Annotated in this window: 12 protein-coding genes and 2 pseudogenes; 8 read left to right on the top strand and 6 right to left on the bottom strand. The window is 50.3% G+C overall.

What is annotated here, in order from left to right; translation table 11 throughout:
• Positions 1 to 105: 105 nt before the first annotated feature.
• The 4 genes from DTO96_RS02715 to DTO96_RS02700 all read left to right on the top strand — a co-directional run bounded on the left by DTO96_RS02715 (position 106) and on the right by DTO96_RS02700 (position 3,965).
• A complete protein-coding gene (locus DTO96_RS02715) occupies positions 106 to 1,494 on the top strand; it encodes an amino acid permease (RefSeq protein ID WP_114562094.1) in 1,389 nt (462 codons plus the stop codon).
• The gene (mmuM, locus tag DTO96_RS02710) at positions 1,491 to 2,438 is read left to right on the top strand and encodes a homocysteine S-methyltransferase (protein ID WP_114562093.1); all 948 of its coding nucleotides are present in this window, start codon (positions 1,491 to 1,493) and stop codon (positions 2,436 to 2,438) included. Before DTO96_RS02715 ends, mmuM begins: the two co-directional genes overlap by 4 nt.
• Positions 2,439 to 2,501: 63 nt before the next feature.
• A complete protein-coding gene (locus DTO96_RS02705) occupies positions 2,502 to 2,996 on the top strand; it encodes a MarR family winged helix-turn-helix transcriptional regulator (RefSeq protein ID WP_157964306.1) in 495 nt (164 codons plus the stop codon).
• A gap of 135 nt (positions 2,997 to 3,131) precedes the next feature.
• Complete coding sequence (locus DTO96_RS02700) at positions 3,132 to 3,965, top strand: SDR family NAD(P)-dependent oxidoreductase (RefSeq protein ID WP_157964305.1); 834 nt, start codon at positions 3,132 to 3,134, stop codon at positions 3,963 to 3,965.
• 93 nt (positions 3,966 to 4,058) lie between these two features.
• On the opposite strand, the gene DTO96_RS02695 is transcribed toward DTO96_RS02700, so the two are convergent.
• Together DTO96_RS02695 and coaD are read right to left on the bottom strand one after the other, a co-directional pair.
• Complete coding sequence (locus DTO96_RS02695) at positions 4,059 to 4,325, bottom strand: YfhL family 4Fe-4S dicluster ferredoxin (RefSeq protein WP_114562090.1); 267 nt, start codon at positions 4,323 to 4,325, stop codon at positions 4,059 to 4,061.
• An 81-nt stretch (positions 4,326 to 4,406) separates the two neighbouring features.
• Positions 4,407 to 4,901, bottom strand: coding sequence for a pantetheine-phosphate adenylyltransferase (coaD, locus tag DTO96_RS02690; RefSeq protein ID WP_114562089.1), 495 nt, complete (start codon positions 4,899 to 4,901; stop codon positions 4,407 to 4,409).
• A gap of 281 nt (positions 4,902 to 5,182) precedes the next feature.
• Here coaD and DTO96_RS02685 point away from each other — a divergent pair, with 281 nt between their 5' ends.
• On the top strand, positions 5,183 to 5,599 hold the full coding sequence (locus DTO96_RS02685) for a DUF2721 domain-containing protein (RefSeq protein WP_114562088.1): 417 nt from the start codon (positions 5,183 to 5,185) through the stop codon (positions 5,597 to 5,599).
• A gap of 28 nt (positions 5,600 to 5,627) precedes the next feature.
• Here the strand turns inward: DTO96_RS02685 and DTO96_RS02680 are convergent, their stop codons facing one another.
• Positions 5,628 to 6,272 carry an RsmD family RNA methyltransferase gene (locus tag DTO96_RS02680; protein ID WP_114562087.1) on the bottom strand — a complete coding sequence of 215 codons (645 nt, stop codon included), beginning with the start codon at positions 6,270 to 6,272 and terminating at the stop codon, positions 5,628 to 5,630.
• A 145-nt stretch (positions 6,273 to 6,417) separates the two neighbouring features.
• Between DTO96_RS02680 and ftsY the strand changes: the two genes are divergently transcribed.
• From ftsY to ppk2, 3 genes and pseudogenes are all read left to right on the top strand, one after another.
• The gene (ftsY, locus tag DTO96_RS02670) at positions 6,418 to 7,854 is read left to right on the top strand and encodes a signal recognition particle-docking protein FtsY (RefSeq protein ID WP_225972543.1); all 1,437 of its coding nucleotides are present in this window, start codon (positions 6,418 to 6,420) and stop codon (positions 7,852 to 7,854) included.
• Between the two features lie 202 nt (positions 7,855 to 8,056).
• Positions 8,057 to 9,532: a Ppx/GppA phosphatase family protein gene (locus DTO96_RS02665; protein ID WP_114562085.1), complete on the top strand. Its 1,476-nt coding sequence runs from the start codon at positions 8,057 to 8,059 to the stop codon at positions 9,530 to 9,532.
• A gap of 191 nt (positions 9,533 to 9,723) precedes the next feature.
• Positions 9,724 to 10,479: pseudogene (gene ppk2, locus DTO96_RS02660) on the top strand (polyphosphate kinase 2); the annotation flags it as partial.
• 157 nt (positions 10,480 to 10,636) lie between these two features.
• Here ppk2 and DTO96_RS02655 read toward each other — a convergent pair.
• The 3 genes and pseudogenes from DTO96_RS02655 to DTO96_RS02645 form a co-directional block, all read right to left on the bottom strand.
• Positions 10,637 to 11,191 carry a DUF1415 domain-containing protein gene (locus DTO96_RS02655; protein ID WP_114562084.1) on the bottom strand — a complete coding sequence of 185 codons (555 nt, stop codon included), beginning with the start codon at positions 11,189 to 11,191 and terminating at the stop codon, positions 10,637 to 10,639.
• A complete protein-coding gene (locus DTO96_RS02650; protein ID WP_114562083.1) occupies positions 11,191 to 12,369 on the bottom strand; it encodes a C45 family autoproteolytic acyltransferase/hydrolase in 1,179 nt (392 codons plus the stop codon). Before DTO96_RS02650 ends, DTO96_RS02655 begins: the two co-directional genes overlap by 1 nt.
• A gap of 176 nt (positions 12,370 to 12,545) precedes the next feature.
• A pseudogene (locus tag DTO96_RS02645) lies at positions 12,546 to 14,012 on the bottom strand (biotin carboxylase); the annotation flags it as partial.
• Positions 14,013 to 14,040: the final 28 nt, after the last annotated feature.

Below are 14,040 nucleotides of genomic sequence, written 5' to 3'. Positions count from 1 at the left end.
CGGCTTTTTTACCCCCAAAACAAACGCATCACACATTTCCAATGTCATATTAACCGTTAAAACGACTATAATTCTCCTCTTCACATCACACAATAAAAGGTTCAGATGACTCACAAAGAAAACCATCAACTGCAACGTAAAATGACGTCACGGCATTTGTTCATGCTGTCGTTGGGCGGTGTCATTGGCACAGGCCTGTTCCTCAGCACAGGGTTCACGATCAGCCAAGCGGGTGGCTTTGGCACCTTATTGTCTTTTTGCGTGGGCGCCATTGTGGTGTATTTAATCATGCTGTGCTTGGGTGAGCTGGCTGTGCACATGCCCGTCACAGGCTCATTTCATACTTACGCCACACGCTACATCGGTCCAGGCACAGGGTTCACCATGGCTTGGCTGTATTGGCTCACTTGGACAGTGGCCTTAGGTTCTGAATTCACGGGTGCGGGGTTGGTGGCTCAACATTGGTTCCCCGACATTCCTGTTTGGATATTTAGCGTGGCCTTCATTGCTTTGGTGTTCGGATTAAATGCACTGTCCGTCCGCTTTTTTGCCGAATCCGAATTTTGGTTTTCCAGCATCAAAGTCATCGCCATTCTGCTGTTCATTGCCATTGGTGGTGCAGCTATTTTTGGCTTTTTGCCCATGAAAGACCACACCCCAGCGCCCTATTTAAGCAATTTGACCGCGGGCGGTTTGCTGCCCAACGGGATTTTACCTTTGCTGCTGGTGATGTTGGCCGTGAATTTTTCCTTCTCCGGCACAGAGTTGATTGGTGTGGCTGCGGGTGAAAGCATTGACCCACACACCACCATTCCTCGCGCCATCAAAAACACCGTCCTGCGTTTGGGGTTTTTCTTTATCGGCACGGTCTTTGTCTTGGCGTGCTTACTGCCCGCAAGTGAAGCGGGTGTGAATGAAAGTCCTTTTGTCACGGTGTTTGAAAAAGTGGGGGTGCCTTATGCCGCAGACCTGATGAACTTTGTCATCTTAACCGCAATTTTATCCGCCGCCAATTCGGGGCTGTATGCCTCTTCGCGCATGTTGTGGTCGCTGGCAAATGAACGCATGGCTCATCCTATTTTTGCAAAAATCAATGCCCACGGCGTGCCGTTCAACGCCTTATTGGTGAGCATGTTGGGCGGCATTTTGGCATTGCTTTCCAGCGTTCTGGCCGCCGATCAAGTGTATGTGATTTTGGTGTCCATTTCTGGTTTTGCCGTCGTGGCTGTGTGGATGGGCATCGCTGCATCACAGTATTTTTTTCGCAAACAATACATCGCCGACGGCCATGATGTCGCCGATTTGCATTTTCAAACCCCTTTGTACCCCATCGTGCCGATCGCTGCTTTTATTCTATGCGGCCTGTCCTTGATTGGCATCGGCTTTGACCCCGCGCAGCGAATTGCCCTGTATTGCGGCTTACCGTTCATCGCCATCACTTATGCGGCTTATTACGCCCTTTACCACAATAGAAATGAGAAACAAGCAACATGAACCCGATCCAAAACCTCCTTACACATCAACGCGTCATCGTCATCGATGGCGCATTGGGTACAGAACTTGAGCGCAAAGGCTGTGATTTAAATGACGCTTTGTGGTCATCGAAAGTCCTCATCGACAACCCAGACATCGTCAAAGACATTCACTTGTCCTACTTGGAAGCCGGTGCAGATTGCATCACCACGTCCAGCTACCAATCCTCGATTCAAGGCTTCATGGCGCACGGTTTTGATGCCGAAACCGCTTATGCACTGATTCGGAAATCCTCTGAAATCGCCGTAGAGGCACGCGATGCATTTTGGTCTGGACTCACAGAAGATGAGCGCACGAATCGACAAAAGCCAATGGTGATCGCCAGTCTGGGGCCATACGGCGCCTACCTGGCTGACGGCTCCGAGTTTCGCGGCGACTATCCACTGGACAAACAAACGATGTTCGATTTTTATCGCCCACGCATTCAAGCATTGATTGAAGGCGGTGCAGAGATGTTGGGCTGTGAAACGTTGCCCTCATCAGAAGAGGCTTTGCTTGTGATTGAACTGCTGAAAAATGAATTTCCACATGTTCACGCGTGGTTCTCATTCAGCGCCAAAGACCGTGAGCACATCAGCAATGGTGAAACGATTGAATCGGTCATTCAAGCCGTTGCCCCACATGACGCAGTGATCGCCATTGGCATCAACTGCACCGCCCCTCAATACATTGACGCCCTCATTCAGCGCATTGCCACACAAACAAACAAACCCATCATTGTCTACCCCAATTCAGGTGAAACCTATGATGCCGAGCACAAAACATGGCATGATCACTCAACGCATGGTGAGTTTGCCACACAAGCACAAACTTGGTTTGAGCATGGTGCACGCTTAATCGGAGGCTGTTGCCGCACATCACCGCGAGAAATCAAAGATGTGGCCATGCGCTTAAAGTCCAATTGAGTTAAACCCATTGACAAAGGTGAAAAAACAATGGAAAATAGTTCAATAATTGAATCAATTGCCATGAAAAATGAAGCGGCCGATCAACTGACCCGATACCTCAATGCTTTAATTGACCTGTTTGATGCCCCTCCATCACCCAGCGACGACTCGACCTCAGAAACGACCGAAGAGTCCGCCCAAGCGGCACTAAAAGCTGCTTTGAGCAAACGTGATTGCCGCGTCATTATGGTGGTGGGGGAGGCGCGATCGATCAAGATGCGAGATTTGGCAAATCATGCCAAACTGAGTGTCAGCAACACCACGGGGGTGATTGAACGCTTGGTTCAGCAAGGCTTTGTCACACGAGAACGCTCATATGATGATCGCCGCGTTGTGAACATTGTTTTAACCACACAAGGGCAAGCCGTATATCGTCAAGAACAAAGTAATTTTCGGCAAGTCAGTATGGCCATTTTAGACGCGCTTGAACCCCATGAACAAGTCATGATGCTCGCCATGATGCGCAAAGTGGCAATGCGCGTGAAAGCCCACGCAATGCCTGGCCATTCAACATGACAGCCATGCGCTCCTGACCTTAAAAGCGCAACACGCCATACAATCAAATAAACGCCATGCCTAAACATGGCGTTTATTTGACACGTATAGTTCATTATTTGAATAATTTTATTAATGTACAAAAAGGAATGCAATATGAAACCCACCATGGACACAACCCAATCCAAACTGTTTAACGCACAACACACCGCGTTAATCACGGGCGCCTCATCGGGCATTGGCCGTGCCTTTGCCCACGCCCTTGCAGAACAAGGCATGCAACTGATTTTGGTGGCTCGCCGCACAGAGAAGCTCAAGTTGCTCGCAGCAGAGCTGCAAGAACGCCATCGCACCACATGCACCATCCTGCCGATGGACTTGACCGCAAACGATGCCGCTCGCACCTTAAGCCTGCAAATTGAAGCCGCAGGCCTATCTGTTGATGTCTTGATCAACAATGCTGGATTCAGCACCTATGGCCATTTTGGCGACACCCCCCTCGCAGATGAACAACAACTGCTGCATTTAAATGTGCTCGCCCTGACTGAACTGTGCCACACATTTATGCCCAGTATGGCGCATCGAGGCTTTGGCTCGGTGATTAACCTGTGTTCCACAACCAGCTTTTTCCCTTTACCATTACAAGCCACTTATGCCGCCAGCAAAGCATACGTTTTGTCTTTGTCTGAAGCCTTGTGGTATGAATACCGTCCCAAAGGTGTGCGTGTGATTGGCATTTGCCCGGGTGCAACGGATACCGAATTTTTTGATGTGTTAGGGCAGGATTTTAAGGGCGCAAAGGCATCCCCTCAAGATGTGGTGCGCACAGCGTTGCAAGGTTTGGCCGACAACAAACCCTCTGTAGTGCACGGCTGGGCAAATGCGATCCAAGCGCATCTGCTGCCCCGTGCATTGACGCGAAAAAGTTTGGTGCGCCTCGTCGGAAAACTCAGCGGAAGCGTATACCGCTCAGCGGGCGAGGGCAAGTAAAACACATGGTGGGCATGTACAACAAAGCCGCTTTAATGGCTAAAGCGGCTTGGTGGTGGTCATTCAGCTGCATATTTCATGCCACTGAATCAATCATGCGTTCGGGAAATGCCCACTTGCCTTTAAGGCTTGGTATTTGACCTCAAGCTGCTCTGGACTCTCAACATGGCTTGGGTCATGAGGAATGCACTCAACGGGACAGACAATCTGGCATTGTGGTTCGCCATAATGCCCGACACACTCGGTACACAAGTCGGGATTGATTTCGTAAATCTCTTGCCCCATGTAAATGGCTTTATTGGGGCATTCGGGTTCGCACACATCGCAATTGATGCATTCGTCGGTGATGATGAGCGCCATAACAATCTCTAAATCTCTAAAAAATACGGCGAAGCCGTTAAAGTCATCATTCTAACGGCTTTTGAGCATCTTCGCTGCACACTAAGCCTGGACATTGGCGATGTGCTTGGCCTTCACTGCCGCTTCAACCGATGGAAAGACAAACTTACTGATGTCACCACCCAAAGCGGCGATTTCACGGACAATGGTGCCTGAGATGAATTGATATTGATCGGATGGTGTCATAAAAATCGTTTCAATGTCAGGCATCAAATACCGATTCATGCCGGCCAATTGAAATTCGTATTCAAAATCCGACATCGCACGCAAACCGCGTAAAATCACCCGACCATTTTGCTCACGTACAAAATCTTTGAGTAAACCTGAAAAGCCCACCACTTTGACATTTGCGTCATGACCAAGCACCTCTTGTGCCAGCTTCACACGCTCTTCTAAATCAAAAAATGGCTTTTTATTTTTGGAATCTGCCACACCAACCACCACGGTATCAAACATTTTGGCACCACGACGGATCAAATCCTCATGTCCACGGGTCAATGGGTCGAATGTGCCTGGGTAAATTGCGATTTTAGACATGCTTTCCTCGATGTTGAATCACAGCGCGAGCGCTTGGGAAACGCATTATATAGCGATTCAAGCAAATGAATGCTTACTTTTTCAACAGCATGCATTGCAAATCGCTACCTATTAAATTGAGAACAAACCATGTCAAGCATTGACTTGTCATGCCATTCGCCTCAAGATGATGGTGAACCTTCACCTCGTCAACCCATACGGCAAAAGGCAGCAAGCACGGATTCACCCCTTTTTATATTCTGAGTTAAAATGTAGTTTTATTACACCACACTGACGCCACCATGGAAACACACATCACCGACATCACGCACGCCATTCAACTGGCGGTTGCCCCAGTCTTTTTACTGACGGCCATTGCCACGCTCATCAATGTACTGAACATGCGCTTGAGTCGCAGCATTGACCGGCGGCGTCAACTCGAACAACTCATCCGCGACACCATGGATGCGAACAGCATCAACAAGCTCAATGAAGAACGCTTGTTGCACGTGCATCGCCTGCGTGTGATTTATTTGGGCATTTTGACGGCGGTATTGTCCGCACTGATGATTTGCTTGGTCATCGTCGGCGCATTCGTCGGCGCACTATTGACCATTGAAGTGTCGCGCATGCTGGCCATTTGTTTTATTTTAGCAATGATATGCATGGTCGCATCGCTTTTGCTTTTTTTACGAGAAGTGTTTCTCATGCTTAAATAAGCATTCTTTTAAAAAGACGCCCCCACCTTCAATCTGCTTCAGCTGTTTTTGGGTGAAATAAACCATATTGAACGTGTTTGGTCTTGCCCTCGCGAACGGATGCCCAACCGTGTGCGGCAAGGCTCGACAAATCAGCCCCAGTTTCCACTTCAACGTACAACCACGTTTGTTCATGCGCCAGCGCCGTCATTGCAGGCAAAATCCGCTCCAGCCAGCCTTGGCCAAAAGGGGGGTCCAATACAATCCAGTCAAATCGCTTGCCCGATGCAGCGAACTCCCGACACACCGCCAACACATCCATCTCGCGCACATCCACGGTTACGCCCCAGCGAGCCAAGGTTGAACGCATCGCCAGCACCGCAGGTCGATGGGTATCAACCAAAGTCACGTCACGCGCGCCACGGCTGATGCACTCCAGACCAAAGGCTCCGCTGCCCGCAAAAGCATCGAAAATGGATTTATCCTCAAACACGCCCCCCCATTGGTGCATCATCCAGTTGAACACCGTTTCGCGCACACGGTCAGATGAAGGCCGCAATCCTTCATGCGCCAACACCTCTATTTTTTGCCGCCGCCAATCGCCACCAATGATGCGCACTTGTCCCGCAGGTGCATGATTCGATGAGCGATTGGATGAGTGATTCAATGAACGTAAGGGGCTGAGTTTTTTCATTCTGTGCTGGGCTGGGGTTATAATTGTGAGAAAATAGAAGGTCAATCCATAGGAAGGTGATCGAACGATCACCCTGATGCTTCAAACCACATGAAATTATAGCGCAAGCCCATTTAACCCAGCCGTTTAAAAGCCAGAAGTCACCATGTTTAATTTTTTCCGCCGTAAAAAAGCCCCCGAACCTGAGGTCATCGACCACAGCGCTCAAATCGAAGTCATTGAAACCATTGAAACCATTGAAACCATTGAAACCATTGAAACCATTGAAACCATTGAAATCAACGACGAGCCCAAATCCCCCACCGTTCAAATCAATGCTGAGTCCAACCTTGAGCACGACCGAGAGCCCCGCAGCTCTGAGGCATCCACGGGCATCCTCGAGTCCCCCTCAACCGTGTCCATTGCCCCACCCCATTCATCGCTTAAACCCTCAACGGAGCTGACCCTTGAACAAGCCATTCAGCAAGGCATCGATCAAGCCTTGGGGCGCACGACACCCGAGGTGGAAAAACAACCCACCCCTGCCGAAAACACACCCAAACCCCCAATGACCATGCCGATTGAGCCCACCTCAGTCACCGTCACAGAAGCCCACTCCCAAAACATCGCACAAACCAGCGCGGTAGAATCCGCAACAACAGCAACAGAAGTCGAGGCGGAAGAAACCAACGAAGCCGAGCAACAGCGTGGCTGGTTCTCGCGTTTGCGTGCAGGATTGGCCAAAACAGGCACCAGCATCAAACATGTCTTTGTTTCACACAAAGTCGACGAAGCCCTATTTGAACAACTTGAAGATGCCTTGCTGCTCGCCGATGTCGGCGTCCCTGCGACCCTGCGCATTCTCAACGCCGTGCGCGAGCGCGTCAAAAAAGAACGCATTGAAGATGCGCAGCAAGTCAAACAAGTGGTGAAAGACGAACTCATCGCCATCCTCGAACCGCTTGAAAAAGAACTGGATGTCAGCGCACACAAACCCCTCGTATTGATGGTTGCAGGGGTCAACGGCGCAGGCAAAACCACCAGCATCGGCAAGCTGACCCACCATTTACAAGCCTCTGGTCGGAGCATCGTCCTCGCCGCAGGCGACACCTTCCGCGCCGCCGCTCGCGAACAACTCGCTGTTTGGGGTGAACGCAACGGCGTCACCGTCATTGCCCAAGAGTCAGGCGATCCCGCCGCCGTCGTTTTCGATGCCATCGCCTCGGCTCAAGCCAAACACATTGACGTCGTCATCGCAGACACCGCAGGCCGTTTACCGACCCAATTGCACCTGATGGATGAACTGAAAAAAGTCAAACGCGTCGCCAACAAAGCCCTCGACGGCGCACCACACGAAATCATCCTCGTCCTCGATGGCAGCATGGGACAAAATGCACTCATGCAAGTCAAAGCCTTCGACGAAGCCGTTGGTTTGACAGGCCTGATCGTCACCAAACTGGACGGTTCGGCCAAAGGCGGTGTGTTGGCTGCACTGGCGGTTGACCGCGTGATTCCCGTGTACTTCATCGGCGTGGGCGAAGGCGTGCATGACCTGCAAACTTTTGATGCACGGGAGTTTGTGGATGCATTGCTGGATGAATAAAGACAGGCATTAATATTAATCGCACTACAGTTACAGTAAAACCTTAAATCATCCGATGCGTCATTGCGGCTTATCCTGCAATCTCCCGTGTCCAGCATTGAGAGGCGTGCAGTATCAAGCACGACACAGCGGAAGATTTATCGCTTTCACCATAGACATCAAAGCGCATTTCAAATAATGCGCTCACCACACGGGGTTGCACATGCGCGACGGACACATTCTGGCCACAGTCGATTTAGGTTCAAACAGCTTTCGCATCGAAATGGCGCGACTGGATCATGGGCAGCTGGTGCGGCTCGATTACTACAAAGAGCCCGTACGTTTGGGTGCAGGACTGGATGCCGATGGCAACCTCACACCAGAAGCGATTGAGCGCGGTGTGGCCTGCTTGGGTCGATTTGCTGAACGCTTGCGTGGGCTTACACCCGATGCGGTGCGTGCGGTGGCAACACAAAGTTTGCGTTCAGCAAAAAACCCCGAAGCATTTCTTATCCCTGCACAAGCTGCATTGGGCTATCCAATTGAAATCATTTCTGGTCAAGAAGAAGCGCGTTTGATTTATCAAGGTGTGGCCAATGCCTTACCCAAAGACCACAAAACCCGTTTGGTGGTCGATATCGGCGGCGGCTCCACCGAGCTGATTGTCGGTATCAACACCGATGCCCATCGAATGGACTCGATGAAGATTGGCTGCGTATCCCACACTTTGAAATTTTTCAACAACGGCAAAATCACTGAAAAATCCTTTGAAAAAGCAGTGATTGCGGCCGCCGCGGTGTTTGAAGAGGTGAGCGAGTCGTTTCACTCCGAATTTTGGCAAGTCGCATATGGCTCATCGGGTACGATTGAAACCATTTCCGAGCTGTGCGGACAACTCAACCTCAATGGCGTGGGCTCAGACAAAATCACCCGCGCAGGCATGACCGAAATTGCCCGCATCATCACCAGCAGCGATCCCAAAAAATGGCCGTTCCCAGAACTCAAAGCACAACGCGCGCAAGTGTTGGCAGGCGGTTTGGCGGTGTTAATGGGACTGTTCCAAGCATTCAACGTCCAAGGCATGAGCCCATGCTACAGCGCTTTGCGCCAAGGCGTGATGGTTGACTTATTGGGGCGCGACATGGGCGATGATGTGCGCGAGCAAAGCATTGCTCGTCTCGCCAAACGCTGGACGGTCGATCATGCACAAGCGATTCGCGTGCAAAGCATGGCACTCGATTTACTGGCCAAAGTGCGTGGCACGGTCAAGGTTGTGGATGCGCAGTGGTTGATTTGGGCGGCGCGCACACATGAGGTGGGGATGGCCATTTCTCACGATGGCTTTCACCGACACGGTGATTACATTTTACGCAATGCCGAATTGGCTGGTTTCTCACGCGCCGAACAGGCCCACTTGGCTCAACTCGTATTGACTCAACGGGGCGGTTTACGCAAATCCGTGGATTTATTAAACAACCCAAGCATTGCCCAAGAAATACTGTGCTTGCGCGTTGCCATTTTACTCTGCCACGCCCGAACGGACGTGGGCGCACCCAATTGCATTTTACGCTTTGATGGCAAACTCATCACCTGGCGCTGCGATGAAACATGGCGAAACAAATTCCCGTTGAGCGCTTATTTATTGGACGAAGAATGGCGGGTATGGGAAAAAATGGGGGTCACCATTGATGTGCAGTGAACTTGATTTTACGGGCTTTTCATGATGCTGTCACATTTTATCCTTAACATGTGAACATCATTTTTTTCGAGAGCAGCATGAATACCAAAGACAACATCATTCACATGCATGAGCACGATCCCGTTGCCATCCAAGAACTGGTGTCCAACACCCCACTCGCCCCTCCGCAAGACCGCCATGAGGCGACCTGCTATCCATACGACACGTGGATCGATTATGCCGAATACGAAGCTCGTAAAAAAGATTTACAAGTTGAGTTGTTGAAACTTCAAGCATGGGTCAAAGAGAACAACGAAAAAGTCGTGATTATTTTTGAAGGCCGTGATGCTGCGGGCAAAGGCGGTACCATCAAACGCTTCATGGAGCACTTGAACCCACGTGGCGCCCGCGTGGTCGCCCTGCAAAAGCCCACGGAAACTGAGCGCGGTCAGTGGTATTTTCAACGTTATGTCGCCGAACTGCCTACGGCGGGTGAAATCGTCATGTTTGACCGTTCATGGTACAACCGTGCAGGTGTGGAGCGCGTGATGGGGTTTTGCAGCACCCAAGAATACTTCACTTTCATGCAACAAGCCCCCGAGTTTGAACGCATGTTGGTCGGTGGTGGCATTCATTTGATTAAATTCTGGTTTTCAGTCAGCCAAGACGAGCAACGTCGCCGCTTTGCCGAACGCGCCACCGACCCGCTGAAACAATGGAAACTGTCACCCATCGACATGGCCTCCCTCGACAAATGGGATGCCTACACCGATGCAAAAGAAGCCATGTTCTCCTTCACCGACCGCCACGATGCCGCCTGGACGGTGATTAAGTCAAACGACAAACGCCGCGCCCGCTTGACCGCCATGCAATATGTGCTGCACAAACTGCCCTACACCAATAAAGATGAAAGTAAAATTGGTGCCATCGACAAACAGCTCATCAGCTCGCCCCAAGACAGTTTATAAATAAAAATGCGCGGACATCCGCGCATTTTTATTGCTCTTTTCAAATCAAACGACACCTCGTACAGCATCAACCGCATACAATCCATTCACCATTCGCTTCAGGCGAAGCCAAGTGGTGTTTTCAATTACTCATCAATCTGACAAATCACACCTTAAATCACACCTTAAACAACCCCTGCCAACCCACCACCCCCAGCGCCTCCAAAGTCTCGATATTGCGTTCATAAATCACACTCGCATCTGGAAAACTGGCCACCGCTCGGTCAATGCTGGCTTCTCGCAACACATGCACAATCGGATAAGGCGCGCGGTTGGTGTAGTTGCTGACATCGTCCACATCCGTACCTGCAAATTGAAATTGCGGATGGAAGCTCGCGATTTGCAACTCACCTTCTAAATCCATGTCTTCAAGCAAAGCATCCGCTTCACCAATGAAATCATTAAAGTCTAAAAAATCACCGAATCGATTTGGAATGATCAATAAAGTCGTGTCACGCACCTGTGAATCCATGCTCAACAACGCCTCGAGCTCTACTTTCAACTCGGAAAATAATTCAGCCTCATTCGCCGCAGCACTCACCACACAGTGCACCTGCTGCTTGACATACACCGCTTTGGCAAAAGGGCATAAATTCAAACCAATCACGGCTTTTTCTAACCACAACTGGGTTGCAACTAATACATCTTCGATCTGTTGTTCTTGCTCAACCATCACACACTGCCCCACGCATAACCCAGACCTGTCCACGGCACAAACTTCACATTCGGCTCACCAGAGACCACTTCCAAGCGCACACACTCATGGGGCTGAACCACATCATCCATCCAAGCCACATCCACACCAATGTGATCCGATGGCACCGTCACAGCTTTGCGTTCAGCACCTTCCATGTGCTCCAAATAGGTCACCCCATAATCCACCTTAACCGCGCCTTCTTGAAAGTCATCAAGCTGCTGCCGCCAGCGGTACGATGGCCACATGTAATCCACACAATTCGACTCTGGCAAATAGGCCGCACTGTACAGTGTGCCGTAGCCACGGTGAAATGAGGTTTGAAACACAGGTGCGCGCATCAACGCATTTTCCATTTGCTCAAGATTGGCGTGCTGATTTAAACAGCTTTCCAATATTTCTTTGCGTTCAACGCTGCGGGTTGCGCGCGCATGCGCCAACCACATCACTTCACCTTGGTAATTGGTCACCACTTTTTCATTCACCACAGCCGGCGGACGATCAGGTGCAAGGTGAACAATCGCATGAAAACCTGTTTTATCCAAAACCGTCACGCTGTAACTCATGTGACTCGGAATGCGGCACAACATGGCAACGGCTTCTCGGCCGTTGGTGGCAAACTCCAAGACATAGCGCAAAATCACAGGCACGCCGAAGCCTTCTCCGACCACCGTGCGCCCACCAAAGGACAAAGACACGGCCACGCCAGATGCATTCATGCCATCCAACACCCCCCAAATGCAATCGCTCATGGCAATTACACGTTGATCGTGCCATTGGGTGCTGAACATGGAGCCCTCCAGCAAAGCCGGTGAAAAATCGTAGTTGCGCAACAAGGCACTGCCACTGCCCTCTGGGTTTTGCCAAATCGCTTGCGAGCAACCTGCGATAAACGGTGGCGGGGTCCACAAACTCAAAAACCGTGCCTGTGTGTCTTCGCCGCCCAGCATTTCGGTTAATTTTTCGTACATGGGTACAATTTCAGGCATGTGGGTGCGCATCGCCCGTCGGCACGCGAGGTAACTCGGTCGACGGGTCAACCCACCCCAGCCATACCAGCGTTCATATGCTGGCCAAAAATGTTGCGCACGTGACAACCACTTAAAGCCAGCAGTGTCTTCTTCGTAAGCGCGAAAATGTATGGTTGAAAAACTCATGAGGATACTCCGACAGGTGCTTAGCACCCTCTGCTAAAACACGTCGAACTTTATAATGGGCATGTGCGGCGGTGCAATAAAGCCAAGACAACGCCGAAGCACAATGGGGTTTGATAACGGGGAAAAACCCAAAAGCCAAATCAAAAATGAATCAACTTCTGGGTTTTTAGCCTATTTTACAGGATTTTGAACGATCCTGGTGCAGGGGCATAGGTTTCATGTGTGGCGACGATGGGTGAGCCGCCATAATATTTCTTAATGCCACCAATCCAATCGCGCGCGCGCAGGTTCAAGCGGAAGTCATCGTTCATCGAACGACCTCGGGTGATCAAAATACCCAAATCCGCACCTTCGTAACGGTAATCACCAGGCCCCGTAATGCGCTGGAAGAACGCCTCACGCTCAGAATCAATCGCCTGGCGATTGTAATCAAAGCGGTGATACGACACAGCGCCATCCTCTGACATGCGGTAAATACCCGATGGGGGTGCGTGAGTGACCACATCCACAGTGTTTTCAACGTGTTTAATCACCACCTGACTCCAACTGTCAATGAATTGTGGCTCAGCCCAACGTGCATTCAAGGCTTTGGTGTCCAACTCATACGGCACACCAGAGAATTCCATCAAATGGAACAGGAACAACGGCGCATCCGCATATGCGAAAGCGGCATGGTTGGTCATCGGTGACGCCCCACAAATGCGTGGATTGAGCTCACCCAAATACACTTCATTGGTGTCTTTGTCGATCAAGAAATCGAGGTCAAAATAGCCACGATAGCCCTCTTCGAGCAATTGATCACCAAACTTCATCGCCATTTCACGCGCTTTCATGCGCACTTCTTCAGAGAACGCACCAGCAAACACCTCATTGCCACACCACCCCCCTTTATACGGCGTGAGCTCAGCCGCGCCGACCACTTCAGTGAGCAAAGGCCCAACCAACGTCCCTGAACGGGTGGCGACCGCTTCCAATGTGGCGCCACGGCAATTGATGCGCTTCATGACCTTGACTTCGGGATCCTTGATGATCTCCTCTGCATGCTTGTCAAAATCATCTTTGTTGCTGATGAAGAACGTCGTGTGCCCCGAATCGCCAAAAGCGGTTTGCACCACCATGTGTTCGCTCAGGCCATGCTCTTCCGATATTTTCATCAAATGCTCATAGCTGTCGACTTTAACCAAGGCATTGGGTACAGAAGGCACGCCCGCCTTGTTACCAATGCGCACTGTTTCCATTTTATTGTCACAACGTGTACGCAGCTTCGCTGAAGGAAACCACAAATCCATGTTGAGTTCTTTACACAACTCTTCTGTTTTTTCATCAAACATCAAAAACACCGCAGCGGGATCACCACCATTGCGTTCAATATAGTCAATCACGGCTTTGTGCTGGAGTAAATAGTTGTTGATGTCTTCAATCGACTCAAACTCTTCATGCGGGAGCTTGGGTGGCACAAACACATTGGGATGGCGGCCATCGAAACAGTCAATGTAGTTGATGTAGCGAAATTTACGTACCCAACGGTCAATGCCCATTAGGTTGAAATTGGTTGCACTGATGAAGTAAATCGGTTTTTCGTTGCGGTGAAAAAACAAGTTCAAATCAGATACGTTGCGAATGGTTTGTATGCTTTGCATTTTAGTGTCTCCTTGTGTGTGTTTTTTTAAA

The organism is Ephemeroptericola cinctiostellae (assembly GCF_003339525.1).
Lineage (GTDB): Bacteria > Pseudomonadota > Gammaproteobacteria > Burkholderiales > Burkholderiaceae > Hydromonas > Hydromonas cinctiostellae.
The sequence above is the reverse complement of the archived record's forward strand: the minus strand, read 5'-3'. Positions and strand labels throughout refer to the sequence as shown.

Coding starts and splice junctions, on each gene's coding strand:
- mmuM (WP_114562093.1), top strand. CDS start 1,491: ATGAACCCGATCCAAAACCTCCTTACACATCAACGCGTCATCGTCATC.
- DTO96_RS02700 (WP_157964305.1), top strand. CDS start 3,132: ATGAAACCCACCATGGACACAACCCAATCCAAACTGTTTAACGCACAA.
- DTO96_RS02680 (WP_114562087.1), bottom strand. CDS start 6,272: ATGAAAAAACTCAGCCCCTTACGTTCATTGAATCACTCATCCAATCGC.
- ftsY (WP_225972543.1), top strand. CDS start 6,418: ATGTTTAATTTTTTCCGCCGTAAAAAAGCCCCCGAACCTGAGGTCATC.
- DTO96_RS02655 (WP_114562084.1), bottom strand. CDS start 11,191: ATGGTTGAGCAAGAACAACAGATCGAAGATGTATTAGTTGCAACCCAG.
- DTO96_RS02665 (WP_114562085.1), top strand. CDS start 8,057: ATGCGCGACGGACACATTCTGGCCACAGTCGATTTAGGTTCAAACAGC.
- DTO96_RS02705 (WP_157964306.1), top strand. CDS start 2,502: ATGAAAAATGAAGCGGCCGATCAACTGACCCGATACCTCAATGCTTTA.
- DTO96_RS02695 (WP_114562090.1), bottom strand. CDS start 4,325: ATGGCGCTCATCATCACCGACGAATGCATCAATTGCGATGTGTGCGAA.
- coaD (WP_114562089.1), bottom strand. CDS start 4,901: ATGTCTAAAATCGCAATTTACCCAGGCACATTCGACCCATTGACCCGT.
- DTO96_RS02685 (WP_114562088.1), top strand. CDS start 5,183: ATGGAAACACACATCACCGACATCACGCACGCCATTCAACTGGCGGTT.
- DTO96_RS02715 (WP_114562094.1), top strand. CDS start 106: ATGACTCACAAAGAAAACCATCAACTGCAACGTAAAATGACGTCACGG.
- DTO96_RS02650 (WP_114562083.1), bottom strand. CDS start 12,369: ATGAGTTTTTCAACCATACATTTTCGCGCTTACGAAGAAGACACTGCT.